25 protein-coding genes and 1 tRNA gene are annotated in these 23,663 nt (G+C 63.9%); 10 read left to right on the top strand and 16 right to left on the bottom strand.

All coding sequences use genetic code 11. The features are described from left to right. Positions 1–13: 13 nt before the first annotated feature. The 6 genes from ACAG26_RS15150 to ACAG26_RS15125 form a co-directional block, all read right to left on the bottom strand. Positions 14–982 (bottom strand): MlaD family protein, encoded by a 969-nt coding sequence (locus ACAG26_RS15150; protein WP_370483544.1) that lies wholly within the window; start codon positions 980–982, stop codon positions 14–16. Beyond that, positions 970–1,974 carry an MlaD family protein gene (locus ACAG26_RS15145; RefSeq protein ID WP_370483542.1) on the bottom strand — a complete coding sequence of 335 codons (1,005 nt, stop codon included), beginning with the start codon at positions 1,972–1,974 and terminating at the stop codon, positions 970–972. Before ACAG26_RS15145 ends, ACAG26_RS15150 begins: the two co-directional genes overlap by 13 nt. Continuing rightward, a complete protein-coding gene (locus tag ACAG26_RS15140; RefSeq protein ID WP_370483540.1) occupies positions 1,971–2,996 on the bottom strand; it encodes an MlaD family protein in 1,026 nt (341 codons plus the stop codon). Before ACAG26_RS15140 ends, ACAG26_RS15145 begins: the two co-directional genes overlap by 4 nt. A 7-nt stretch (positions 2,997–3,003) precedes the next feature. Next, positions 3,004–3,867 (bottom strand): ABC transporter permease, encoded by an 864-nt coding sequence (locus ACAG26_RS15135; protein WP_370483538.1) that lies wholly within the window; start codon positions 3,865–3,867, stop codon positions 3,004–3,006. Beyond that, entirely contained in the window at positions 3,867–4,736 is an 870-nt protein-coding gene (locus tag ACAG26_RS15130) for an ABC transporter permease (RefSeq protein ID WP_370483726.1), read from the bottom strand. The genes ACAG26_RS15135 and ACAG26_RS15130 overlap by 1 nt, the downstream gene beginning before the upstream one ends. Before the next feature lie 115 nt (positions 4,737–4,851). Then, positions 4,852–5,448: a hypothetical protein gene (locus tag ACAG26_RS15125; RefSeq protein WP_370483536.1), complete on the bottom strand. Its 597-nt coding sequence runs from the start codon at positions 5,446–5,448 to the stop codon at positions 4,852–4,854. Between the two features lie 199 nt (positions 5,449–5,647). On the opposite strand from ACAG26_RS15125, the gene ACAG26_RS15120 reads away from it, so the two are divergent. The 4 genes from ACAG26_RS15120 to ACAG26_RS15105 all read left to right on the top strand — a co-directional run bounded on the left by ACAG26_RS15120 (position 5,648) and on the right by ACAG26_RS15105 (position 7,882). After that, positions 5,648–6,097: a hypothetical protein gene (locus tag ACAG26_RS15120; protein WP_370483533.1), complete on the top strand. Its 450-nt coding sequence runs from the start codon at positions 5,648–5,650 to the stop codon at positions 6,095–6,097. Positions 6,098–6,330: 233 nt separating this feature from the next. After that, entirely contained in the window at positions 6,331–6,795 is a 465-nt protein-coding gene (locus tag ACAG26_RS15115; protein ID WP_370483531.1) for a hypothetical protein, read from the top strand. Positions 6,796–6,840: 45 nt separating this feature from the next. Continuing rightward, positions 6,841–7,323 carry a hypothetical protein gene (locus ACAG26_RS15110; RefSeq protein ID WP_370483529.1) on the top strand — a complete coding sequence of 161 codons (483 nt, stop codon included), beginning with the start codon at positions 6,841–6,843 and terminating at the stop codon, positions 7,321–7,323. After that, the gene (locus ACAG26_RS15105) at positions 7,298–7,882 is read left to right on the top strand and encodes a hypothetical protein (protein ID WP_370483527.1); all 585 of its coding nucleotides are present in this window, start codon (positions 7,298–7,300) and stop codon (positions 7,880–7,882) included. Before ACAG26_RS15110 ends, ACAG26_RS15105 begins: the two co-directional genes overlap by 26 nt. A gap of 38 nt (positions 7,883–7,920) precedes the next feature. Here ACAG26_RS15105 and ACAG26_RS15100 read toward each other — a convergent pair whose 3' ends face one another. Next, a complete protein-coding gene (locus tag ACAG26_RS15100; RefSeq protein ID WP_370483525.1) occupies positions 7,921–8,409 on the bottom strand; it encodes a MarR family winged helix-turn-helix transcriptional regulator in 489 nt (162 codons plus the stop codon). Positions 8,410–8,535: 126 nt separating this feature from the next. Between ACAG26_RS15100 and ACAG26_RS15095 the strand changes: the two genes are divergently transcribed. Together ACAG26_RS15095 and ACAG26_RS15090 are read left to right on the top strand one after the other, a co-directional pair. After that, positions 8,536–9,675 (top strand): spirocyclase AveC family protein, encoded by a 1,140-nt coding sequence (locus tag ACAG26_RS15095; protein ID WP_370483523.1) that lies wholly within the window; start codon positions 8,536–8,538, stop codon positions 9,673–9,675. After that, positions 9,672–11,321: a GMC family oxidoreductase gene (locus ACAG26_RS15090; protein ID WP_370483521.1), complete on the top strand. Its 1,650-nt coding sequence runs from the start codon at positions 9,672–9,674 to the stop codon at positions 11,319–11,321. Before ACAG26_RS15095 ends, ACAG26_RS15090 begins: the two co-directional genes overlap by 4 nt. Before the next feature lie 66 nt (positions 11,322–11,387). Here the strand turns inward: ACAG26_RS15090 and ACAG26_RS15085 are convergent, their stop codons facing one another. Next, positions 11,388–11,858 (bottom strand): PPOX class F420-dependent oxidoreductase, encoded by a 471-nt coding sequence (locus ACAG26_RS15085; RefSeq protein WP_370483518.1) that lies wholly within the window; start codon positions 11,856–11,858, stop codon positions 11,388–11,390. Between the two features lie 45 nt (positions 11,859–11,903). Beyond that, complete coding sequence (locus ACAG26_RS15080) at positions 11,904–12,749, bottom strand: NAD(P)H-binding protein (RefSeq protein ID WP_370483516.1); 846 nt, start codon at positions 12,747–12,749, stop codon at positions 11,904–11,906. Between the two features lie 174 nt (positions 12,750–12,923). On the opposite strand from ACAG26_RS15080, the gene ACAG26_RS15075 reads away from it, so the two are divergent. After that, positions 12,924–13,496 carry a TetR/AcrR family transcriptional regulator gene (locus ACAG26_RS15075; protein WP_370483514.1) on the top strand — a complete coding sequence of 191 codons (573 nt, stop codon included), beginning with the start codon at positions 12,924–12,926 and terminating at the stop codon, positions 13,494–13,496. Positions 13,497–14,234: 738 nt separating this feature from the next. Here ACAG26_RS15075 and ACAG26_RS15070 read toward each other — a convergent pair. The 3 genes from ACAG26_RS15070 to ACAG26_RS15060 all read right to left on the bottom strand — a co-directional run bounded on the left by ACAG26_RS15070 (position 14,235) and on the right by ACAG26_RS15060 (position 16,200). Beyond that, a complete protein-coding gene (locus ACAG26_RS15070) occupies positions 14,235–15,080 on the bottom strand; it encodes a class I SAM-dependent methyltransferase (protein ID WP_370483512.1) in 846 nt (281 codons plus the stop codon). 110 nt (positions 15,081–15,190) lie between these two features. Next, positions 15,191–15,637 (bottom strand): GNAT family N-acetyltransferase, encoded by a 447-nt coding sequence (locus ACAG26_RS15065; protein ID WP_370483510.1) that lies wholly within the window; start codon positions 15,635–15,637, stop codon positions 15,191–15,193. Positions 15,638–15,741: 104 nt separating this feature from the next. Next, a complete protein-coding gene (locus tag ACAG26_RS15060) occupies positions 15,742–16,200 on the bottom strand; it encodes a TetR/AcrR family transcriptional regulator (RefSeq protein ID WP_370483725.1) in 459 nt (152 codons plus the stop codon). A 76-nt stretch (positions 16,201–16,276) separates the two neighbouring features. On the opposite strand from ACAG26_RS15060, the gene ACAG26_RS15055 reads away from it, so the two are divergent. Next, entirely contained in the window at positions 16,277–17,164 is an 888-nt protein-coding gene (locus ACAG26_RS15055) for an alpha/beta fold hydrolase (RefSeq protein ID WP_370483724.1), read from the top strand. A 23-nt stretch (positions 17,165–17,187) separates the two neighbouring features. On the opposite strand, the gene ACAG26_RS15050 is transcribed toward ACAG26_RS15055, so the two are convergent. Both ACAG26_RS15050 and ACAG26_RS15045 read right to left on the bottom strand, forming a co-directional pair. Further along, complete coding sequence (locus ACAG26_RS15050) at positions 17,188–17,802, bottom strand: DUF305 domain-containing protein (protein ID WP_370483508.1); 615 nt, start codon at positions 17,800–17,802, stop codon at positions 17,188–17,190. Further along, a complete protein-coding gene (locus ACAG26_RS15045; RefSeq protein ID WP_370483505.1) occupies positions 17,802–19,292 on the bottom strand; it encodes an LVIVD repeat-containing protein in 1,491 nt (496 codons plus the stop codon). The genes ACAG26_RS15050 and ACAG26_RS15045 overlap by 1 nt, the downstream gene beginning before the upstream one ends. 443 nt (positions 19,293–19,735) lie before the next feature. On the opposite strand from ACAG26_RS15045, the gene ACAG26_RS15040 reads away from it, so the two are divergent. Continuing rightward, positions 19,736–20,131 (top strand): hypothetical protein, encoded by a 396-nt coding sequence (locus ACAG26_RS15040; protein ID WP_370483503.1) that lies wholly within the window; start codon positions 19,736–19,738, stop codon positions 20,129–20,131. A 42-nt stretch (positions 20,132–20,173) separates the two neighbouring features. Here the strand turns inward: ACAG26_RS15040 and ACAG26_RS15035 are convergent, their stop codons facing one another. Continuing rightward, positions 20,174–20,788 carry a TetR/AcrR family transcriptional regulator gene (locus tag ACAG26_RS15035; RefSeq protein WP_370483501.1) on the bottom strand — a complete coding sequence of 205 codons (615 nt, stop codon included), beginning with the start codon at positions 20,786–20,788 and terminating at the stop codon, positions 20,174–20,176. Between the two features lie 95 nt (positions 20,789–20,883). On the opposite strand from ACAG26_RS15035, the gene ACAG26_RS15030 reads away from it, so the two are divergent. Continuing rightward, positions 20,884–23,157 (top strand): MMPL family transporter, encoded by a 2,274-nt coding sequence (locus ACAG26_RS15030; protein WP_370483499.1) that lies wholly within the window; start codon positions 20,884–20,886, stop codon positions 23,155–23,157. Positions 23,158–23,564: 407 nt separating this feature from the next. On the opposite strand, the gene ACAG26_RS15025 is transcribed toward ACAG26_RS15030, so the two are convergent. Continuing rightward, a tRNA-Pro gene (locus ACAG26_RS15025) sits at positions 23,565–23,641 on the bottom strand. Positions 23,642–23,663 lie beyond the last annotated feature (22 nt).

The following is a 23,663-nucleotide window of genomic DNA, read 5'->3' as shown; positions in this document are numbered from 1 at the left end:
CGGGCCTTCCACATCAGCAGGGGCTTCCAGGAACCGGGATGCACAAATCCGTCGCCAACAACTCCGGGGGAGAATTCTGCGCATCCAACGTGGTCATCATCCGTGTCCGGGTCCGCCGCAGAATTCTCGTCACGAGTCCGGTGCGGTCTGCCCAACTCCTGGCGATCTGCTGCCAGTGAACTATCTTGGCAAGGAACCTCTCTCGGTGGTTCATATAGAACACTCCGACTGCGTTCAGGCGCTGGACGATCTCACCCAAGCCCTCGGCCGCAACGGCGAAGTTCTTTCCGTACAAGACCATGGTCTCCTCGAGGATGGCCAACTCCTCGACCGTTTTCTGCAGTTGGCCGCGGTATCCTGCCAGTTCGGCGATCCATTCGTTGGACAAGCTCAGGATGGCGCCCACCTGCCCCTGCTGACGGTCCAACACCTCGGCGAGCTTGTTCCCGGCATCCACAACCGAGGCGACGGCGTTCAGGTTGTCGCCTGCCAGTCCCTCTTGGACCTGGTTAAGCGCCTCGTTGATCGGAGCTGTTTGCACCCTGTCGACCACTGCCGTTGCATCGGCTAGCGTGCGAACCAGGCTGTAGGGCATCGTCACTCGCTCCTTCGGAATCGGCTTGCCCCCCAGCGGTAGCTCACCGAGTGAATCGATGTTGACGTAATAGCCGCCCACCACGGTCAGCATGCGGACCTCCACCGTCGACTGATTACCGACGAATGCAGTACCGTCCACGGTGGCACGCACCCGCACCTGCGTGGGCTCGATCGAGAGGTCCTTCACTTTGCCCACCGTGATGCCGGCAATCCGCACCGTGATGCCCGGACTTACGGACGCGGCATCGTCGGTATAGAACGTTATGGTGCTGCTACCCGACGGGTTGGCGTAGAGCATCGCTGCGATGAGCCCCGCCACCGTGATGAGGGCCAGCGCGCCAGCGCCCCACAAGCGCGGATCGCGAAGCACCGTTACTGGTTGCACAGCACCACCCTTTGACCGTTCAGCAGGACATCGACCGGCAACGGCAGTTCGGCGCGACCTTTGGAGCACTCGACAGGCACACCGGGTTCTCCGATGGGTGGGATGTTGTCCCACATTGCCGGGGCCAATTTGAACGCCGAAATGAAGTCATCGAGGTTGGTGAACGCCGTGTCGAGGGCATCATCAAGGTCGACGCTGCCGTCTTTGAACCCGACGCTGTCGAGCAGTTGCAGTGTTGCGGAGACGAACTCGGGGCCGTAAATCGCGTCTTTGCGGATCTCATCAAGGATGGTCAACGTGCCGTCGAGAACACGGTTGCTCCAGTCCAGGACCTGGATGAAGTCTTTCGAGTGTCCACTCATGGCGACGGCAAGCGCCTTGAAGTTCCCGAACAGCGTCGCCACAACCTGTTGGCGGTCACCGAGGAACTGCGACAGCTTCCGCATCGACTCGAGTACGGGCCGGAACCCGGTGCCGTCTCCGGCCAGGAAGCTGTCCACATTGGCGGTAAAGGTGTTCAGATCTTCCGGATTCAGGGTGCTCAGCACCGGTTGCAGGCCGTTGAACAACCGTGTCACGTCGAAGGAAGGCCGAGTCATCGAGGTGGGGATGTGTGTCATCGACACGACTCCCGGACCCCCATCGACAGCGTCGACTACGTCGACGTACCTCATACCGGTGAGGGCCTGGTATCGGACCGCGACCGCGCTGTCGCTACCAATGCCGTAGCGGGCGTCCATTGTGAACGCCACCTCGGCGACGCTCTGGCCGCTCCGGCGACGCAGCGTCAGTGAATCGACCTTGCCAACTCGGACGCCGCGCACCCGGACATCGGCGCCGGTGTGCAACCCCGACACATCGGTGAATTCGGCGATGTAGGTCCGCTGGTCGGACGCGACAGGTTGGGTGATCGCGTTGGCCACCAGGATGAGCAGGACGGCCGCGACCGCAGCGGACAACGAAAGTCGCCAGGCAGCAGCAAGGGGTTTCACGGTGTGCCGCCCATCGCGGCCAGGGGGGCGGCTACCCCCGGCAAGCTGTCCAACACCACTCGCGCGTTGACCCCAGGACGTTCGGGAGGCCCGGAATACAATCGCTCGACCCGCGTCCTCAGTTCCCTCGCGGTATCTGCGACAGAGTCCGCTGGTACTAATCCGGGTACGACGTCGGCCATGGTTTTAATCAGGTTGGTTACGTCGGTCAGCTCCGGGCCATGGCTGTAGAGCAGTTTGCCGATCGCTCCGAAAAAGCTGGACGAGACCGTCTGCAACGTGGGATCAAGCAAATTGTCGTACCACTCATACGGACGACCGTTGTATGGCTTGTGGACGTTCTCCAGAAGATTGGACGCCGCATTGATAAATCCTGGCAGCGCGACGCTGATGCCGGTGGTATTCCGCAGTAGCTGGGCGGTGCTGACGGTTTGAACGTTCGCCAGCGACCCCGACACGATCACCATGGTTTCCAGTAGCGGGTCCAGGCTGTCGGTGTAGTCCGTCGCCTTCTCGATCACGTCGATGAGGTGCGGTGTGAGGACACCGCCGGAGAGCTCACCGAGCCGAGACAGCATAGTCTGCAGCGTGAAGTTGCCCGCAGGTGTCGTCTCAATGCGGCTTCCGTTGGTGAGGGGTTGTCCACCATCGGTCGGCCGAAGGTTGATCCCCGTGACCCCGAAGTAATTTGCCGGTCGGTAGTCGATACCCACCGCCGATGTCAGGCCAGCAGCGGGCCCGCGATACAAGTCCGCCGCATAGCGGACCTTCCCGCCGGGCAGATTAGCTACTTGGGTGACTTCGCCGACCTGCACCCCATGCAGGACGAGCGCTGATCCTGATTTGACGCCAAGCCCGCCGAACGGCGCATCGATGACGATGGCAATGCGGTCGTCATGCCGACCCCGAAGCGGATTGGCGAATCCGACAACCGCCAGCACGACTATGCAGGCCGCCACGGCGATGCCTACCAGGGTGAGTAGTTTCGCCTCGGCTTCGGCTGATGACTTACGAAATAGCAACTGCCATCTATCCTTTAAAGACAAACACGGGCTGAAGCCCCCACAATGTGACCGTTGTTACGAAGTCCAGCACCATGATCGCAACCAGGCTCGCCCGCACCGCACGCCCCGATGCCAATCCGACACCTACCGGACCCCCGGTCGTGAAGTATCCGTAGTAGCAATGGATCAACGTCACCATGGCGCAAAAGACCGTGGCCTTGATCAGCGAGTACACGATGTCCGTCGCGGGCAAGAACTGAACGAAGTAGTGCTGGTAGGTGCCGCCGGGTTGATGATGGAAGGCCCGAATCACCGCGCTAGACACAAAAAAGCTGGTCACCAACGTCAACAGAAACCCCGGAACGACGCAGATCATCGCACCAACCAGCCGTGTGCCCACCACGAAGGGGATCGGACGCAGCCCGATCGCTTCGGTGGCATCGATCTCTTCCGCGATCCGCATGGAACCAATTTCTGCCGTCATGCGACAACCTGCCTGCGAGGCGAATGCGATCCCGGCAACAAGGGGCGCCATCTCCCGCACATTAACCAGACCACCGATGATGCCCGACAGGGCTCCGAATCCGATCAGATTCAACGTGGCGAAGGCTTCGACCGCCACCGATGCACCGACAGCCATGCCCAGGATCACCAAGACGCTGACGACGCCGCCATCCACAATGATCGATCCGCGTCCCCAGGCCAGGTTGTTCATCGCCTGCAGTGTCTGGCGCTGATAGCGCCTCACGGTGACCGGCAACAGCCAGATGACCTGCGCAACGAATACGACAAACTGGCCGACCGGCCTGAAAAGTACTTGTACAACGCGAAATATCTGGAGGCGCCGTGAAAACAACGTCGACGCCCGTACCATACCAGGCGGCGTCATTATGCTACCGCCATCGGGAAGAACATTGTCTGAATCTGCGTGACCGCTAAGTTCGCGACGGCAATACAGACCACATTGAGCACTACCGAAGAGTTGACGGCGTCAGCGACACCGCGAGGGCCCCCTTTGGCCTCCATCCCACGAAGGCACGAAATCACTGCCACGATGCTCGCGAACAGAATCGACTTGCCGATGGTGAACCACACGTCGGTCACGGTGGCAAACGACCCAAACGACATCCAGAAGCCGCCGCTGCTGACATCGCTCACTTCGACGGCAAGAATGAAGGACGCCATCACCGCTGTGGCAATGATGAGCGAACACAGGATCGGGGCGATCAGGATCAGGGCAAGCAGCCTCGGTACGACCAAGTGTCGCACCGTATTTACGCCCATCACACGAAGTGCATCGAGTTCCTCACGCACCGCACGGGCACCCAGGTCCGAGGCGATCGCGGAAGCAGCCGCCCCACCCATCAACAGGCCGGCGGTGATCGGTGCTCCCTGCCTGATCACACCCACCCCGCTGGCCGCGCCAATCAGCGAGCTCGCCCCGACTTGATTCACCAGGCCCGACGTCTGCACGGACACGATTGCTCCGAACGGAATGGCCATCAGCACGGCCGGTGTGGCCGTGACCTTCAGCAACGTCCAGGCCTGCGTGACGATCTCCCCCGCCGGCAAACGCGCGGTCACAGCATCCTGCGCGGAGTAGCGCACCGCCGACAGTGCCAGCAGGACACCACGACCGGTGGTCCCGATGCTGAGCACCGGGATCATCATCACGTGCCGGACCGCGCCGCGTAGTCTCGCCCAAATCACCGGACGCCCCCGCGAGCCATCCCGAACACCGGGGGACTTTGGAACGATCTGGTCCGACGGCGTGGTGGAAACTACCGTCAAGATGCCCCTGCCCCACCTGTGAAATCAACGCAACGAGGCACGGCCACAATGCATCCCGACTTCATGCTCTTCTCCACCATCGCTACCGGCACACATGTGAACGGTTGATTCGGCTCCCCCACCGCTGGGCGTGCTGAAGCGAGGGGCCGTAGAACCAGACCGGCTGCCGCCCACGTATACCGCCGCTGACGTTCGACAATTGCTGCCATAGCCGGTAGAAGCTTTCCCCCTGGTAGAGCGGAAAATACATGTCACCGGCAAAGTCGGGGATGATGGTCAGTGCCGCGACTCGCGGCGTCAGGAACTCCACCGATTGGTCGATATTCGCGGCCACCGCGTCGGCCAGCTCCGCGTTGCCGTCGACACCGTAGTCGCCGTTGCTCCGGACAATATTGACGTTGACGTTGTCAATCTGATCCATCAACGTGTTGTATTGCGCGCTGTACCACTGACACATTTCGCCCTCCGCGGTGATCTCCGCATCGGTGACACTGTTCCGCGTCTGGTCATACGGTGAGGGAAACTTCGGCTGCCAGTTCGTCTGCGTTGGGGCAATGACCGGCAGCGGCGGCGCGATCTCGTCGGCTGTCGGTCGAGCGCCGGCGGGCCCCACACACGCGAATAGCGCAGCGGCCACCACCGCCAGCACTGCCAGGAACGGCCGCGCATACCGCCGCATTGCCCACCTCCATTCCGAGACGACGACCAGGCTTCGTCACCGGGCTCGCCCTCCCGAGTGAGTGTGACCGACCTCCGGGCTGGACGCCAGAGTTTTAGGGAAAAATATCTGGAGGTTTCTCCGTTCCAACATCGTTAGACTGGCGGCGCAGGAGCCGTATCATGGCACCAAACCGCCGCCTGCAGAGGGAATCACAGCGATGCCGGCTCTCCGAAAGCTCCATACCTTTATTGACGTAGCTGCTGTTTTGCTTCTGCTGCCTTGCACCGGCGGTTATGCCGGCGCCGCGCCGGAAACCGCCTTGACCAGCGCTGTCGATGCTGCGCGCGGTCCCTGCCCGCCGTTGCAGTGGGATCCACTTGTCGCGCGCGCCGCGGAGATGATGAATCACGCAACCGACGATTACGTGAACCACCGCACCGGTGCGTCTCCCGATACCGACCCGATGCCCGCACTTCGTACCATCGGTTACACCGGAAGTAAGGCAACACTGCTGTCCGGCTACGGCGCGGGAGAGGCCGCTGCTATCCACGGATTGATTGTGCAGGGCTACAAGTTGATTCCGGACTGCAGCTACACGCATTACGGAACCGACATCCTGCACGGGGCCGGCTTCGTCTTGACGTCCGTCGTGTTAGGTGTCTCGTAGCCAAGACACGTAACCTGCGGTCCGCAGCAGCCGAGATACACCCGAATGCAGAACCGTTGACACCGGAAAAGGTCAGACATATGGTGTCCGACGTGCCAGAGATCGCGTCGAGCGCGACCAGTGATCTCCCGCATCCATCCCGGCGTTGCAGCGACAAAGGGGGGCAGGTGCACTCAACTTGTGCCGGTGACGGCCGAACACCGCCGCGGCGATCCTGGGCGCATACCCGGACCGTGGCCGTCCTCGCCGGCGGCGTCGTTACCGTCCTGCTGCAGGTTGGCGCTCCTGCCGCGGCAGACCCCGAACCTGCGACGGATCCGTACCCGAAGTTGCGGTACTTCACGAAGATTGATGCCGGACCGTACCGCGCCGATGATGGCCGCTACTGGTTTGACACTGCACAGGGCCTGACGTGCGGAATCTGGTTCCGCGGAAGCTTCGGATGCACGGGTGACATTCCCGGCGCACCGCCCAATGTGCGCCAGATCGGCTGGATCAATGGCGACACCAGGGTCCATTACGACTGGACGATGGCCGTCAGGTTCCCGCAACCACGAGCCAGCCTCGGTATACCGCCGCTGAACTATATCGAGAGCGACGGCACCGCGTGCGGTACCACAGTCGACGGGAGCACCTATTGCGAACGGGGGCCCTGGCGGATGCTGATTACGCCGGATCACACCTGGCTGAACGGCTAACCCGTGTGGTACCGGGCTATTCATCCTCTTGGTGTCCTGGCTGCGATGATCGCTTGGTCTTTGACCAGTGTGGTCATCCCCGCGCAGGCGACGGCCGATCCCATCGCATACCCGGACATCACCGGTTACGAAGGCGCTGGCGGTTTGCAAAAATTCTTGGTCGCCGACAGGGACGGGGTGTGGTTCGCCACGCCCACGGGCATGCTGTGCGGAATCGGCGACGATGGCAGCTACGGGTGTTCCGGTCAGATTCCGGGGGCGAACCACTACGAAAATGAAATCGGCTGGTTCCCAGGGCATTCCGCGCCGCGCGCGTACCATGCCGACGAGCCGCGGTTCGACTCAGGCGTTAGGCAACATATCTTAACCACCGAACACCGGCTGTTCTATCGTGGTAGCACGTGCGCCGTCACCCTTGAGGGCCGCCTCTACTGCATCCACGGCGACGATGCCGCCAGCCAGATGCTCCTCATCACCAACAAAGGTACCTACGTAGGCGGCCATGGCGATCCGATCAACAAAGCGTAGCCGTCATCGGCTAGGGCAACCCGCAACTTCGGCCGACGCTCGGCCGTCGCGGACACTCCATCTGCTGGCAGTCAACCCCGGCAAACGCCGCTGTGAGATCGTCTATCTGACTTGGTTTCTGCTTTCGGTTCCGCTGCAGTGGTTGATCGTGATTCACCTGCGGTACGACCGCCCCAACGACCCGGCATTGGTCGGGCAAGCCCTCGTGATGGGAGCCGGGACACTGGTCTGGCCTCTGGTCTTCCGGGCGCCCGAAGACCGCGCGCGCCCGGTGCGCGATCTGTATGGGTTCCGAATGGGTGTGTTCTTGACCATTTGGGCCGTGCTGGGCGGATTCATCGGGACGGACCCCTGGTATGAAGTGCTGCACGGCCACTTTGCATTCAATACGGCGTGGAACCCCAACGGGGCGGTGTCCGGGTTCGCGACCCTGGGCATCTTGATGGTCTTGATGGCGGTTACCAAGACCTTCATCGCTCCGCACTACGTCGACGTCCAGCACGGTATACGTCACCTCAATGACTGGAGTACTGACAATTGCCTGGGCCCGAAGCCATGACCACACACCGCGCACCTCTTCTACACCCAAGCGCAGGTTTATTGGTCAACTTTTCCGGCACGACGCAACGGATTGGGAACGGATGGCTGCGGGGCGCCGCTGAGTTTACGGAGCGTGGCGATGCAGGAGTAAAGCTCGTCGAGCGACACGTCGGTGACCTTCGCTCGGAAGAACCGTTGCAGCTGTGTCAGCAATTCATGTTGTGCAGCAAGTCCTTCGCGGGTGACCTCAAGTTTTTTGACCCGCCGGTCGGCGGCCGAAGGTGTCCGACGCAGCAAACCCGCGGTAACAAGTTTGTCGATATCCGAGGTTATCGTGCTCGGCAATACGTTGAGGTATTCGATCAGCAAGCCCGGACGGTCGAGTCCGGCATGCACAAGCAGAATGATGGCCAGCGTCCGCTCAGAGACCCCGTATTGCCGTGCGACCGGGACGGTCAGGTTCGAGATCATGCGTCGAACATCAGTCACCGCACCGAGAAACTCGACGATATCGCCATCGTCGGCAGCACCAATGGTCTCGGTCACGAAGTCACAGCCTACCGTGCAATCTACGCCAACTAGTTCATATTCTGAACTATCTGTGTTAGCGTCCTTCGCGGAGGCGAGAGTCGTCTCGCGTCGCCAAGAGTCGCGGATTCACCCTGGAGCGCCATGAAGTCGTTAAATCCCGTGCAGGGCTCAGCAGACGCCGACGGCCTGTCGCGCCGGCAAACCACTCCATCATGGAAGGGCTTCGCCGGCTGGGCCCTCGCCGCCGGCCTGGCCGCGGTCCTGCTGGCGACCGCCGAAAAGCATGGACCGGCGTCGCCGGACAATCGCAATCCGGACGGCGCGGGCAAACCCCCGCCGGTGGAGCCGCTGTGGTCCAACGTCGATTGGCTCACGCTCGGGCAGGTGTTGGGCGCCGTCCTGTTTGTCGTCACCATCGTTGCCTCGGTTATTGTCTGGCGGCGCCATCGGGGACATCCGGTCATACTCATGACCATCGCCTCCAGCACCCTTTTCTGGTGGGACGCGATCAATAATTGGGCGATCGGCCTGGTCTACAACCCAAACCTGTGGCACTTCCCCCGAGATTGGCCGCTGCTCAATGTCTCGCCGATCATCATGCCGCTGACCTCGTTCGTGTACGCGCCCTACGTCCTGCTCCCCTACTTCCTGGCTTTGCCGGCCCTGCGTAGCATCCAGAAGCGCCGTGAACCGGATGCTTTCGTCTGGCGCCACCCGCTGATCTCCATCGCGGCGCTGACCTTCGTGATCGGGGCGATCTGGGATGTCGCCCAAGAGGTTCTGCTGGTGCGCACCCAATTCCTCACCTACACGCATGTCATCGAATTCGGCACGATCGACCTGGGCAAGAACAGCCAGTTCCCGCTTCTGATGGCCGAGCTGATCACGATCGTGATGATTCCGGCGTCGGTCCTGCTTTATCGCGACGACACCGGGAAATCACAGGCCGAGAAACTCGCCCAACGCTTTCGCCTCTATGCCCGCCGCCCCACCCTGGCCACCTTCCTTGTCATGGCGGTTGCGCTGAACATCGCAATGATCTGCTTCAGCTCAACATTTTGGCTGGTACGCGCGACTGGCGCGGCGTCGACCGTCGCCTGCCCGTGGCCGTACCCGTCGGCGAAGACCTGGGATCCGCGCGGCTACTACGAAGCCCAGGGCGCCCCAGGCCCGTTCACCGCTGGGGCTGGGAGCACCTGGCAGATCGCGCAACCCGATGGCCGCCCATCCGACATCAGACCGGAGTCCGACCGCTGCAATCCCAACGGAGGTTTGGGATGAAGCGAGCACGGGTGGCCAACGGTCAATCCGGCTCGAGAACTGCGGATTACGTCGTCGTGGGATCGGGAAGCTCGGGGGCGATCGTCGCTCGGCGGCTGGCCGACACCGGCGCGGCGGTCATCCTGATCGAGTCGGGACGTCGGCAACGTGGACCACTGGTCACGGTTCCGGGCATGTGCGGAGCTATTCACGCGGCGACCGCCTTGCAGCGTTTCGTCACGTGGCCGGCACACACAATCCCTCAACGACACATGCACGGGCGCAAGATTCCTCAGTCCCAGGGCAGGGTACTCGGGGGCGGTAGCGTCATCAATGGGATGGCGTTCGTGCGCGGAAACCGGCAGAACTACGACGACTGGGCGTCCGACGGCGCGGAGGGCTGGGGGTTTTCCGATGTGCTGCCGTCATTCCGGCGACTGGAGAGTTTCGAGGACGGTTCGAGCGATCTGCGAGGCGGGGACGGCCCGATTGCGGTGGAACGGGCCACGGGCTTGGCGCCGGTCACGGAAAGCTACATGGCCGCGTTGTCGGCGACCACCGGCGTAGGGATGAACGACGACTACAACGGGGCGCAGCAGGCCGGGGTGGCAGCACTGCAGCAGAACGCCCGCGCCGGCCGGCGGGTGGGAACCGATCGCGGATATTTGTCGGACGCACCGCCCAATCTGCGAGTGATCACTGGCGCTACCGCGACACGGGTAATCGTGCAAGACAGCCGCGCGGTTGGGGTGGAACTGGTTGAGAGCAGGAACCGGCGTTCGCTCGCGCCTGCGCGAGCGAGTCGTGAAGTGGTCATCAGCGCGGGTTCGCTGGGTTCGCCGCGACTATTGATGTTGTCCGGCATCGGCCACGCGGCGCACCTACGCGCGCACGGGATCGATGTGATCGCCGACCTGCCGGTGGGCGACAACTTGCACGACCATCTGTTTGTCCCGATGTCATACCTTGCCCCCGGCGGACGTAGCGCGTCACCGGTGAGTTTTGCGGGAGCGATGGTTCGCGAGTGCGTGCGCCCGCGCTCCACGTATCTCGCGCACACGTTGTTCGAAGCGGTAGCTTTCGTTAATTGCGGATTGCGAACCGGTACCGGCGTGCCCGACCTGCAAATGTTCATCCTCCCGATGAGCTATCCAGAGAATCAGGACAAGCCCGGCCTGCACCTGGCCGCCGATTCATCGCCGTCCTTGACGCTCATGCCGACGATGATCTATCCCGAAAGCCGTGGGACCGTGCGGTTGGCGTCGAGCGATCCGTTCACCCTGCCGCTAATCGATCCCAACTATTTGGCTGAGCCCCGAGATCTGGCGACCCTCGTCGCCGGGATGGAGCTGGTTCGGGAAACGGTCGGGCACAGTGCGATCGCCCCGGAACTCGGCCGTGAGGTGCTGCCTGCTGCGGATCAGGAAGGTGCGGACCTGGCGGACTTCGTACGGCGGAACGCGTCGGGTGTGTATCACCCGGTCGGGACCTGCAGGATGGGCACCGACGAGCGCGCGGTGGTCGATCCCGCGCTCCGGGTGGGTGGTGTGAACGGGCTTCGCGTGGCCGACGCTTCGATCATGCCGAGTATCGTCGGCGGCAACACGAATGCCGCGGCGATGATGATCGGAGAGCGTGCCGCGGAGCTGATAATCAGCGGTCGCTAGCGCTCGGTATGTGCGCCGGTCGAGCCCGCCTATGGATGATCGAGCTTTCTCGCGGCCGCCGGAACATTACTTGAACTTCTCGCCATATTCCTTCAGGCGCTGCGGCAATTCCGCGCCGTAGACCTTCTCCACTTTCAAGGTCACCAGCACCAACTGATCCGACACGATGGTGGCGCGGATGTCGTCCCAGTCGGGAGCCTGGCGCGCGGTGCGGCGGTAGAAGTCGAGAAGCGTCTCGGCTTCGGGGCCGTGCGGGTCGGTGGTGGGGTCGGTCAGTGTGACCGGTCCCTCGGCGGTGGCCCAGGCCCACCCGTCGTCGCGGGTGACTTGGAGAGCGGCGCGTGGATCGCGACGCAGATTGGCGGTCTTCGCGCGCTTGTTGGATACCGAGATGAGGATGGTTTTGGTTTCGGGATCGTAGAACGGTGAGACTGGGGAGAGTTGGGGCATTCCGTTGGCTTTGATGGTGGCGAGCACGCCGATGCGGGCCTCCGCGAGCAGGGCATGGGGGTCGAACGCTGAGGAGGTGTTCGTCATGGTGTCTTCCTTTTCTTCTAGACGAAATTGGGTTGGCCGTCGGCGTCAGGCGGCGGCGCGGATCGCCTCGGCGAGCGGTGCCGGGACGCGGCCGATGAGTCCGGCCAAATCCGTTGAGTCGGTCTGCATCTCTCCTGCGGCGATCGAGGCGTCGGTCCCGACGATGAGGCTGATGGTGCCGGAATCCATTCCGGAGGCACGAAGTTCTGCAGCGTACGCGTCGTCCGTCAGGTTCCGGTGGGCCACCGTTGTTCCGGTCACGGCGGTAATGGTTTCCGCGAGGTCGGCCAGGGTAAACGCTGGTCCCCCGAGTTCATAGGTACGCGACTGCGGGTCCTCGGTGAGCAGGGCTGTGACCGCGGCGGTAGCGAAGTCGGCGCGCGCGGCGCCCGAGATGCGTCCGTCACCGGTCGAGCCGATCACTTCACCGGTGGCGAGGTACTGGGGAAGCATGCGGGTGTAGAGCTCGTGGTACCAGGCGTTGCGCAGGATGACCGCGGGGATACCGGTGGCGGCGATGAGGCGCTCGGTGGCGGCGTGCTCGCCCGCCAGCGGGTTGGAGCTGGTGTCGGCGTGCAGGATCGAGGTGTAGGCGATGCGCCCGACACCGGCGTCGCCTGCGGCGTCGATGACGTTGCGGTGTGCCTCGCTCGCACCTGCCCCGGAGACCGAGATCAGCAACAGCTTCTCCACGCCCTGCAAGGCCGGACGCCAAAGGCGTGCATCGCTGTAGTCCGCGCGGCGGACCTCGACCCCGCGGGCGGCGAGGTCCGCGACTTTCGCAGGGTTGCGGACGATCGCGACGACTTGTTCGGCGGGAGTGGTGGCGAGCAGTTCCTCGACGACGAGGCGGCCCAGATTTCCGGAAGCTCCGGTGACGGCGATGGTCATACGCACGTTTCCTTCCTCTGGTGGTGAATGCGATACCGATGCGGCCGGTGCGCAGCGCCGCATCGGTGGCGTCGGAATCGGCGGTGGCCTGGTCAGGTCATTGAAACGGAATAGAAGGTCCGTTTCACGGTAGCAGAAACGGACCTTCTATTCCACATTGGGTACGATGCAGGCATGCCGGAGGCAGTGCACACCTCGACGCGTAAGGACGCCGCGCGTAACCGCGCCCGGCTGCTCGAAGCTGCCGCGGTGCTCTTCGCCTCCGAATCGCTAATCGAGGTCACGCTGAAGGACGTTGCCCGTCAGGCCGGCGTCGGTGTGGGCACCGTCTACCGGCACTTCCCAACCAAGGAGGACCTCGTCGAAGCGCTGTTCGCCGAACACCTGGACCGCGAGGTGCAACGGGCCCGCACGATGGCGCAGGAGCCCGACGGCTGGGATGGACTCGTCCGCTACTTGGAAGACACCATGACCGTTCAGGCCGCCAATCGCGGCCTCCGCGCGCTGATGTGCCCGGCCGGCTCCGTGCATGACACCGTGCGCGAATGCAAGACGATGATCAACCCCTACGTCGAGCAGATGATCGACACCGCCCACCGGCAGGGCACGCTACGCAAAGACTGCACCGCGCGCGACATCGCCCACCTCCAGGTCGCGCTTGTGGGGATCATGGACGCCAGCCCAGGCTCGCCCGAGCAATACCGACGCCACCTCAAGTTCTTCCTCGACGGAGTTCGCGCCCATTGAGGGGAATGCTTGCCACACGTCTGCGGGTTGCGGACCGGGTGAGGCGCCCCGGAGACGGCGGGCGTCACCATGAGCCCCCGGCAGCCCGAGAAAGTGGAGGTGGCCATCATTGGCTGGATCGCACTCGTCGTTGTCGCAACCTGTCTGAGATGGACAGAATCTGGGATGCCGCCCAAAGAAATAGCGACGTCGAAAAGGATCTGGATCTCGTCGGTGGCCGGGTGCATCGAGGCGCACCCGACGCGGCAGCCCGGAGTCTAGCGAGGGCAGAGGAGCTGCCGGCCAGCCCCGGACTCACCGATGTGCGCTGACTTCTCTTCCCTCGATGAGCATTCGTGGACGAGGCGGGCTGCTTGCTCGGGCGTTCCAGCACGGCAAGGTGTCCAGCCCCCGGAATACCGACGTAGTCGACTCCCAGCTTCCTCGCCAACGCTCTACCAGCCTTCGCCGACAGAACCCGGTTGTTCTCTCCCCAGATCATGAGAACACGGGCAGTTCCGAACGCATCCTGGGCAGCTGATCAATTCGGGTGAACGGATCTTTCACGGTGGGCACGACCAGCGCCGGCGGCCGAAGACGCCCGGTGCCGCGCCAGAGTTCCTCCAGCTGCCCTCCAAGCCCCATTCCCGCGCACGGCCGGGTCCGCCATCCGTACGTCGTGAACATCTACGCGAAACGCGTAGGCTTCTGACTGGCCCTCCGTAAATGCCCCACAACGGATGGAGGGATCCGCGAGGATCAGCGGCTGAGGTCTGGTGTTTCTGGTCGGTGGAGATAGGTCCGCAGGACCATCGCGCGGTGGCCGAAGCTCAACGCGTCCATCGCGCTGATGAATGTTGCCAGGGGCCCGCGAGCGGCTTCACGTGCCAAGGAAACCATTGATTGTTCGGCGAGCAGGGTGACGCCGTCCTGACGATCGATGGCGGCATCCAGGTCGTTGGTCGTCGAGAGGAACTTTGCCGAGGCCTCGCGGAAGTTAGGCTGCCAGGCGCTGACGCGCCGCACCCACGGCGCGACGGTGTCAAACACAAGCGTCTGGACGGCAACACGGGAGCGAGTTAGCGCGGCGTCGAGCAGAGTGCGGATGTCGTTGGGAGCGAGGTACATCAGCAGTCCTTCGCCAAGTATTAACGTGGGTCGGTCGGCTGGGACCGCTGACCACCAGTAGGGTTGTGTCACCGAGGCGGCGACCGTTGTCACGCCGATGCGATCTTCGACGAGTTTGCGCCGCAGGTTGATGACCGGCTCCTGATCGATGTCGAACCATGCCGTACTCGGGTCCGGGTTGATGCGCTGGACACGGCTATCCAAGCCGCAACCAAGATGCAGGACGACCGCCTCAGCGTGGTCGGCCAGAAAGGAACGGGTGATGTCGTCGATGGCTTTAGCCCGGCTGATGATGACGGGCAAATTACCTGCCAACTTGTCGAATCGGCCAAAATCGTAGTCAATGCGCTCAAGCACCCGCGCGGCGTAGGGGTCGCCGAGGATGGGATGTGCCGAGCCAGCGTCGCGGGCGTGCAAGTACAGCGTCATGAGCATCGTTTCCTGTTCGCGATGCAGCTCAATGCGCTCACGGGTCATCTGGAAGTCCAATCTGTTCGGAGGGGTGCACAAGTACGGTTCGATGGGGTTTGTGTTTGACGTCAGATCAGTTAGCGGGGACAACAACACTGGGTCCATGCCATCGGCCGTCAGATGGTGAAGCGTTGGACCGTACCCTCCTCGGTGACTGTTTCCTCGTAGCCGGCCGGTATCACGGCGCGCCAAAACGCGGTAGCCGCGTCGTTGCGGTGAAGCTGGCGGATCCGCCACGGACCGGGAAACCTCGCGAACACTCGCCGCGCAGCCTCTCGGCCGACACCAGCACCACGGTACTTGCGCATCACGAAGAACTCGGACATGCCGCTGACGCCCTCAGTTCGCACCAGAACGGAACCGGCCCACCGGCCGGTTCGCTGGATCAAGAAGGGATGGCTGTTCGGGTCGGTCCAGTAGTGGTCGAAATATTGGTGATCGAATTCCCCGTGGTCGTCGACGTCATCGCCGTTCCACTCGGAGAAGTCGTAGTGGTAGAACTGCAGCAACCGCCGGAGCACAGCCTTGTCGCCAACCAACGCCGGTAATAGTTCGACGGTCATTCCACAACGTACCTTTCTGCCCCGTTCTTGTCGTCGTCCGGAATGAGCGAACCCGCACCTGACCGGACCCGTGAACTGGCCTGCACTACGGCGATGGTGGCGCTCTAGGGTCTTTGGCGTAGCCCGTCGGTGAGGACGGCAACAAAGTGACTGGCGTCGTGGCCGCTGGCGCCAGCTGCGCTGGACAGAGCCGCGGTCATTGTGAGGACGTCGGCGGCGGTGATGTCGGTGCGGACCTGGTCTGCTGCTTGGGCGCCCGCCAACAGTGCGCCGCAGGTTGCGCGCATGAGCTCGCAGGAGTTGAACAACGGCGATCCCGGATCGTCAAGAGTGCGGATGACTGACTCGGGTAGACCCTGGTAGGTCGCGGCATCGGCGCCGAAGACTGCGAGCCACTCGGACAGCGCCGCAACCGGATCCCTGTGCTCCAGTAGGCGTTGCCCGAGGTCGGCGAGGCGGGTCACACGGTCGGCGATCAGGTGGGCGACAAGATCCTCGCGGGTGCGGAAATGCGAGTAGACGGTTCCGACGGCCACCCCGGCGGCTTTGGCGATTTTTTCCAGCGATGCGCGCCCTGTCGCAATGCCCTGTGCAGTTGCTCACGACGATGCCGGCCGTCAAGGTGGTGTGGTGACGCAGATGACGATGGTACGGGCGGGTGTATTGGATGTTGCCGTGGAGCAGCACGGGGACCGCGGCGGCTGGCCGGTGGTGTTGTTGCACGGGTTTCCTTATGACGTGCGCTGTTACGGTCAGGTCGCCGAAGCGCTGACCGCGGCTGGCGCGCGCGTAGTGGTGCCCTACTTGCGCGGCTTCGGTCCAACTCGTTTCATCGATCCGGCCACGCCCCGCTCGGGCCAGCAGACCTCGCTGGCGGCCGATCTGCGGGAGCTAATCGGTGCGCTCGGCCTGGCGACACCGATCGTGGCGGGATTCGACTGGGGCGGTCGGGCCGCGTGTGTGGCTGCGGCGCTGTGGCCGTCACTGGTGCGGGCACTGGTCACCGTGTCGGGCTACAACGTGCAAAACATTGCGGGCAGCGCTGCGCCGGCGCCACCGGAACTCGAGCGGACGCTGTGGTACCAGTACTATCTACACGGCCAGCGCGGCCAGGCCGGCCTGGCTGCATACCGCCGCGATTTCACCCGGCTGCTGTGGCAGGAATGGTCACCCGCTTGGTCATTCACTGACGACGAATTCGCGGCCACCGCCGCCTCGTTCGACAACCCGGACTTCGTCGCGGTCGTCGTGCACTCTTACCGGCACCGGTACGGACTGGTCGCCGGGGATCCCGCCCTTGAGGAGCTGGAACACGCCATCAGCGCCCAACCGCCGATTCCGGTACCCACCGTGGTGATCGATCCTCAAGGCGACCCGCTTGCCCCGGTCGTGCCACCCCGCGCCGCCCACGAGGGTCACTTTCCGGCCCTGCTCGACGTGCAACAGGTCGCCGCTGGGCACAACGTGCCGCAGGAAGCGCCCGAGGCCTTCGCGTCGGCCGTCCTGCACGCCCACCGCAACAGCTGACGTGGACCCAGGCAGGTCGGCGCTTATTTGTTCTCCTGGTGTTGGTCAAGCATGACGGCCATGAGTTGGACTTCCTGCGTTTGTTCGTCGACCATGATGCTGGCGGTGCGGCGGACCGCGTCGTTGGTGCTGTGCCGGAAGGCGTGGGCGGCCATGTCGATTCCGCCTTGGTGATGACGAATCATCAGGTGTAGGAACTGGGTTTGGTTGGCCGCGCCGACACTGTTCTGCAGCCGTTCAAGCTCTTGTGCGCTGGCCATTCCCGGCATGCTCACGGGTTGGTGGCCGGTGTCGTGGTGATCAGCATCGCTCATCCAGGCCATCGGGTGGGCGGAGGTCGGTGGCGCCCCGGCAAGTTGCAACCAGCCGGTCATCTGGCCGATTTCGTTGAGTTGGGTGACGCGGATCTGTTCGGCGAGGGCTTTCACGTCGGGGGTGCTATCGGTGGCGAGCATGTCGGTCATGGTGACGGCCTGCTGGTGGTGCGTGGACATGTCCTGGGCGAAGCCAATATCGCTGCTGGACAACACCGGTGGCGGCGTTGGCTGGTGCCGGGCTAGTGCTGCCGCGCAGCTGGCGGCGCCGAGGGCAGCGGCCAGCACGAGCCACACCGCGCGTCGCAGGACCGAGAAGGACATCATCGTGGCGGGTAGACGCTGGGGTCCAGGCGAAGCGCCATGAATCCGTTGTCCGAGCAGGTGACATAGAGCAGGTTGCCGCGAAATTCCGGTGGGGACATGCACCAGTCCGCCGAGAGGTCCAAACCGATGATGCGGCCTTCGCGCACGATGTCGTCGCCGTTGATCTGGCCGTTGAGGATGGCGTGGGCGATCGCGATGGCGCTGCTGGCCGGGGGCACGACGACGCCGCCGAACCGCACGTGCTGGGAGTTGGGGAGTTCGTCGTTTTTGCCGGTCTGCGCCGGCGGGTTGTAGTAGGCGATCTCGCGGATGTTGTCGGGATCGCGGACGTCGAACACCCGAATCCCGGACTGCGCCCATCCGCACGCCAGGGCCTGGGGATCGGTGCGGCGGTCCACGCTGCAGTAGTGCGATTCGTAGCCGAATGCGCCGCTGCTAGAAGCGCTGGCCGCCCAGCGATCCAGGTGCTGGGGCAGGTTGATCTCCAGTTTGATGGTGGTATGCAGCCGTAAATCGCTGAAGTCGGAGGCGTCGAAGACTTTGACTCCCCCGGAGCCGAATTCGTCGACGTTGAACAGGTACGGGACCCCGTGGTAGGTGACGTAGATGCTGTGCTGGCTGATCAACCCGTCATGCCAGTGTTTGTAGCCGCGGCTGGGCAGCAGCTGGTGCATCGTCATCCCGGGTGCGGCGCGGTCCTGGACTGCCGAGGTGTCCAGGATGTTCATCCCGGCGGCGGTGGACATGAACATCGTGTCACCGTCGGGGGTGAATTCCATGCCGTGGCTGGCGAATCCCGCGGGGGCGCTCCAGACCACGTTCGGGTCGGTGGGATCGGAGACGTCGACGGCGCTGGCCCAGATTTGTCCGGAGGCCCAGTAGGTGTTGCCGTCGGGAGAGAACGCGCCTTCGTGGGTGAGCATCGGGATCCGCACCCCCGGCAGCGAGCCGCGTCCCTCGTTGAGCAGGCGCGGATGGGCGCAGTCTGCGGCGATATCGTAGATCGAGATGAAACCCAGCCCGAACAAGAACGGCACCCCGGTGCCGGCGAGCAATCCACGGGTTTCGTTGACCTTCAATGATTCCCAGGTGCCGTTGACCATGGCCGGTTCGCTGAGCATCGCGGTCGGCTGCGGGTGGGCCGGGTCGGAGACATCAAGGACCTGCACACCGTCGGTGTGCGGGAACGTCGACCCGATGTACACGCAGTTCTTGTACGTCGCACTGGTCCACCCCGCCCCAGGCCCCTGATACTGGCCGGCGAGGTCGATGTTGCAGTTGTAACCCGCGGCGCTGCGGTGCGAGTCGCGGTCCGCCACGCTCACCTCACCTTGCAGGCCGGTCTCCACCCGATCGCCGGCACGGCAGGATGCCGCCGGCGCGGCCGTCGGCCAGATGTCGTTGTTCTCGTCGAACTCGGGCGGTAACCCGGCTCGACACACCGGTCCCGTGCTCAACGCGAAAACCAGCACGGCCGCGAGCACCACAGCCGAACCCCTGACCGCAGGCCAAGGCAGCCAGCAAACCGTGGCTGAACCCTGCGGCCGTGCAGGCGATGAGGTGATGCACATCCGCGAGAACCTAGCATCCTCTAACGCCGTAGAGAAATGTTTCACGGAAATCGCGGTGGAATCTCGGGCGGAAACCCGCGCCCGCCGCCCGCGTCGGATCCGATGACGCGGGCCTCGTGACGTAAACTTCCACCATCGCCGCACGTCGCAAGTACAACGCCGCTCAGCGCCGCACGGATATCGCCGATGCCGCCATCACCCTGCTCGGCACCCACGGCTCACGGGGACTTACCCACCCACGGGTCGACAAGCATGCCGGGCTACCGCCGGGTACCACGTCGTACTATTTCCGTACCCGCAAAGCCCTGCTCCAGGGCGTCGCCGCGCGCTTGACATACCTGGATCGCGCGGACCTGTCCATGATGGACGAACTCAACCAGGAACACAGCCGTGGCTATAGCGGCACCCGGGGCCTGGCAGAACTGGTGATGCTCTCAGGGACCGAGCCCTATCTGACCCGCACCCGAGCACGCTTCGAGATGCTCCTTCAAAGTCGCGACGATCCCGACCTCGACGCCACCATGCGCGAATACGGCATCGAGTTTTACGATCTTGCCTGTCGCGTCATCGCCCACTGGTACAACGACTCCGCCGTTCCCGAAGCGCACGTCCACGAACGCGCAGTCGTCGTCCTGACCTTCATCAGCGGCGTGATGACCAGCTTCGTTCAGGGCTATCCCGTCGTCACCGACGCCGCCCAGCTCGACGAGCTCATCCGCCAAATCTTGCACAGCCGCCCGCCCGAGCCACATTGAGCAACGCGGCCACCGCGCCCGGGGCTCGTCGAGTTGATCCGGTCACGTCCCTTTCAGCGAAGTCGCCGCGGCAGGTGGGTCCGAGTTCAGCCGGCGTGCGATCGCGGTGCGGGCTCGTTGCAGCGCGTCGGTTCGGCGCAGCAGTTGACGATCGTGGTTGGCCTGCAAGATCATCGCGTGCAGCTCGAACGCGAGCTGTTCGGCATCGGTGTCGGGCGGCAATTCGCCGAGCCGAATCGCTAGCTTCACATCGCGCATGATCAGCACTTCGCCGGCGTTGACCGCGTCGGCGAGCGCGTCACGGACCGGTCCGGGGTGCCCGTCGAGTTCACTGGCCCCGGACGCGAAGATGCAGCCGCCCTCGAACACCTGCAGGTAGTCAACCCACGCCGACATCAGGGCGCGCAGCCGCGGCAGACCCTCCGGATGGGATTCCACCGGGACCAAGACGGTCCGAACGAAAACCTCAACCGCCGCCTTGACGATCTCCAGCTGGAGATCTTGCTTGGTGCCAAAGAGGGTCTGCAGGGCGCTTTTGGGGACCTGCGTGCGGTCCGCGAGGCGTCCGAAGCTCAGCCCGGTAAGTCCTTCCACGGACGCGACATGCGTTGCCCGGTCGAGCACCGAGGTGCGCCGGGCGTCTCCCGACTTCGTCATACGGCTGATCGTATCAGAACATACGCTCGAATGTTGACATACATACGATCGTATGTGACGCTGCCCAGTATCGACAAGCGGATGGAGGCGCGCTGGTGCTGGGGAAAATTGCTTGGGCCGCAGGGCGATTCCCGCGCGGGATCCTGGCCGCCGCATTCCTGTTTCTCGTTGCCGCAACAACCTACGGGGCGCCAGCTGCGAGCAAACTGCCCTCGGGCGGGTATGACGTTCCGCAGTCGGAGTCCGCGCGCGCCGAAGCCGTCTTGGACAAGACGTTCCGCGCGGGTGGGCTGCCGATCGTATTCACGATCTCCACCCCGGACGGAGCGCACAGCGCTGCGGCGCAAGCGCGCGGCCTCGACGTGGTCCAGGCGCTACAAGCCTGCGATTACGTGCATCAGGTCGCCTCGTACTGGACATCGCCACCACCACTTCGCGGCGCCTTGCTCAGCGCCGATCAGCGCACTGCTTTGGTGGTCGCCCGGGTCGAAGGCGGGGACCGTGACGCGCCGGTGCGCGCCCACGACATCTCCCAACCGCTCGTCGGCAGCCGCGACAACGTGACGGTGAAGGTCGGCGGGCAGGCAATGGCCTACTACGAGGGGTCACAGCAGTCGCGGGCCGATCTCCTCAAACTGGAGGCGGTTGCCGTGCCGCTGACCGCACTCGCATTGGTCTGGATCTTCGGCAGCCTGGTGGCAGCGATACTCCCGTTGGTCGTCGCGCTGATCGCGGTGGCGGCAACCACCGCATGCCTGTGGGCGATCCACCACTGCACCGACGTATCGATTTTCGCGGTCAACCTGGCAACGGCCTCGGGTCTGGCATTCGCGATCGACTACACCCTGTTCATCGTCAATCGGTATCGCGAAGAACGGGCGCACGGCGTTCCCGACACCGAGGCGCTGGCACGCACCCTGAACACGGCCGGACGCACCGTGGTGTTTTCCGGACTGACGATGGCCGTCACCTTGGCGACGCTGTTGCTGTTCAAGCCCTATCTACTCAAATCCATGGCCTACGCCGGCCTAGCAAGTGTGGGTTTCGCTACCCTCGCGGCGCTGTGCGTTACACCCGCACTGATCGTCGTGTGCGGTGACCGCATCGACGCTCTCGATATCCGCGTTCCCGTCCGACGTTGGTTGGGCCGCAAGCCCGCCGCCGGCAAGCTCGACAGCGAGTCGGTGTGGTATCGCATCGCGACATCGGTGATGCGCCGGCCGGTGCTCGTTCTCATCGCCGTTGCGGTAGTTCTGTTTTCGGTTGGCTCGCCGATACTGGGCATGAAACTCGCCTATCCCGACGATCGGGCGCTTCCCACCTCGGCGCAGACCCGCCAGACCGGCGACCTGGTGCGCGACGGCTTCACGACAAACTTCGCCGGAACCGTCTCCGTGGTGCTGCCCGACATCGGCTCGGCGCCAACAGGAATCGGGGGCTACGCCGCGAAATTATCGCGCGTCGCCGACGTCGTCTCGGTTGCCGCGCCGGACGGAATCTATGCGGGCGGGGTGAAAGTCAGCGCTGCCGTTGGCGACACCGGTATCACAAGCGATGCCGCCTATCTCAGCGTCACCACCACCCGTGATCCCTATTCCGAGGCCGGCCAGCGGCAACTCGCCGAGCTCAAGAGCGTCCCGGCGCCAGCTCCCGCCCTGTTCGGCGGCATCGCGCAGCGCGACAACGACAATGTGGGCGCAATCGCCGACCGGGCACCGTCGGTGATTGCGCTGGTCGCGTTGGCGACCCTGGCTCTGATGTTCCTGATGACCGGAAGCGTGATACTGCCGGTTAAGGCGCTGATCACGAACGCGTTGTCGCTGACCGCCGCGTTCGGCGCCGTGGTGTGGATCTTCCAAGACGGCCACCTCCACGGCTTGGGGACCGTGGCCACCGGCCACCTCACCGCGTTCGTCCTGCCCACCCTGGCCGCCATCGCCTACGCGCTGTCCATGGACTACGAGGTGTTCGTCCTTTCTCGTGTCCGAGAGGAATGGCTGAACTCGGAGCAGACCAGTGCAGCCAACCAGCGCAGTGTTGGGCTCGGACTGGCCCGCACCGGACGCATCGTCACCGCCGCCGCCCTGGTCATGACGGTGGTCTTCATCGCGATCGCCGCCGGCGAGGTCGCCTTCATGCGGGGCCTCGGTGTCGGGTTGACCGTCGCGGTGCTCGTCGACGCCTTCGTCGTCCGGACCATCCTGGTGCCCGCCGCCATGGCCGTCATGGGCAGGTTCAACTGGTGGGCGCCAACACCGCTGCGCCGGTGGCACAACCGATGGGGAGCCACAGAACAACCCCACAGCACAGCCCACGAACCCGTGGTTTCAGCGACTCCGTACAAGGGCCAAGACCATGACGCTAGATGAACAGACCGCCACCTGGACCGTCCAGACTCCCCCGGCCACGGCTCCGGCCGCCGCGCCTACCCCAACGCGGCAGCCGCCCCCTGACTCGCCTGGGACGGCCCGCACAACTCGACGAGACCGTGAAAAGACCGGTGCACGCGCTCGTCTCGCAGCAACTGCGCGCCGGATGTTCACCCGGACCACCGACCGTCCTCGTCGCCCAATACGGCCGCTCAACGACATTCTGGAGGACTACCGCATGGAACGCGAGATGCACCGACTGTGAGAAGTTCTCGGGCTTAGATGCACCTGCCCGCTTCCCGCCACCGCGAAACCGCCAACTCCGCTTACGTACGCGCCCAACACAGAGCCGATGAGAGGCGGCCTCGGATCGCTCCGAATACCGCCTCTGATCTGGTGTTTCTTCGTGGTCGGGCTGACAGGATTTGAACCTGCGACCACTTGACCCCCAGTCAAGTGCGCTACCAAACTGCGCCACAGCCCGGAGCCGCCGGGATGAACCGGCA

Source organism: Mycobacterium sp. pUA109, from assembly GCF_041287095.1.
Classification (GTDB): domain Bacteria; phylum Actinomycetota; class Actinomycetes; order Mycobacteriales; family Mycobacteriaceae; genus Mycobacterium.
The sequence above is the reverse complement of the archived record's forward strand: the minus strand, read 5'-3'. Positions and strand labels throughout refer to the sequence as shown.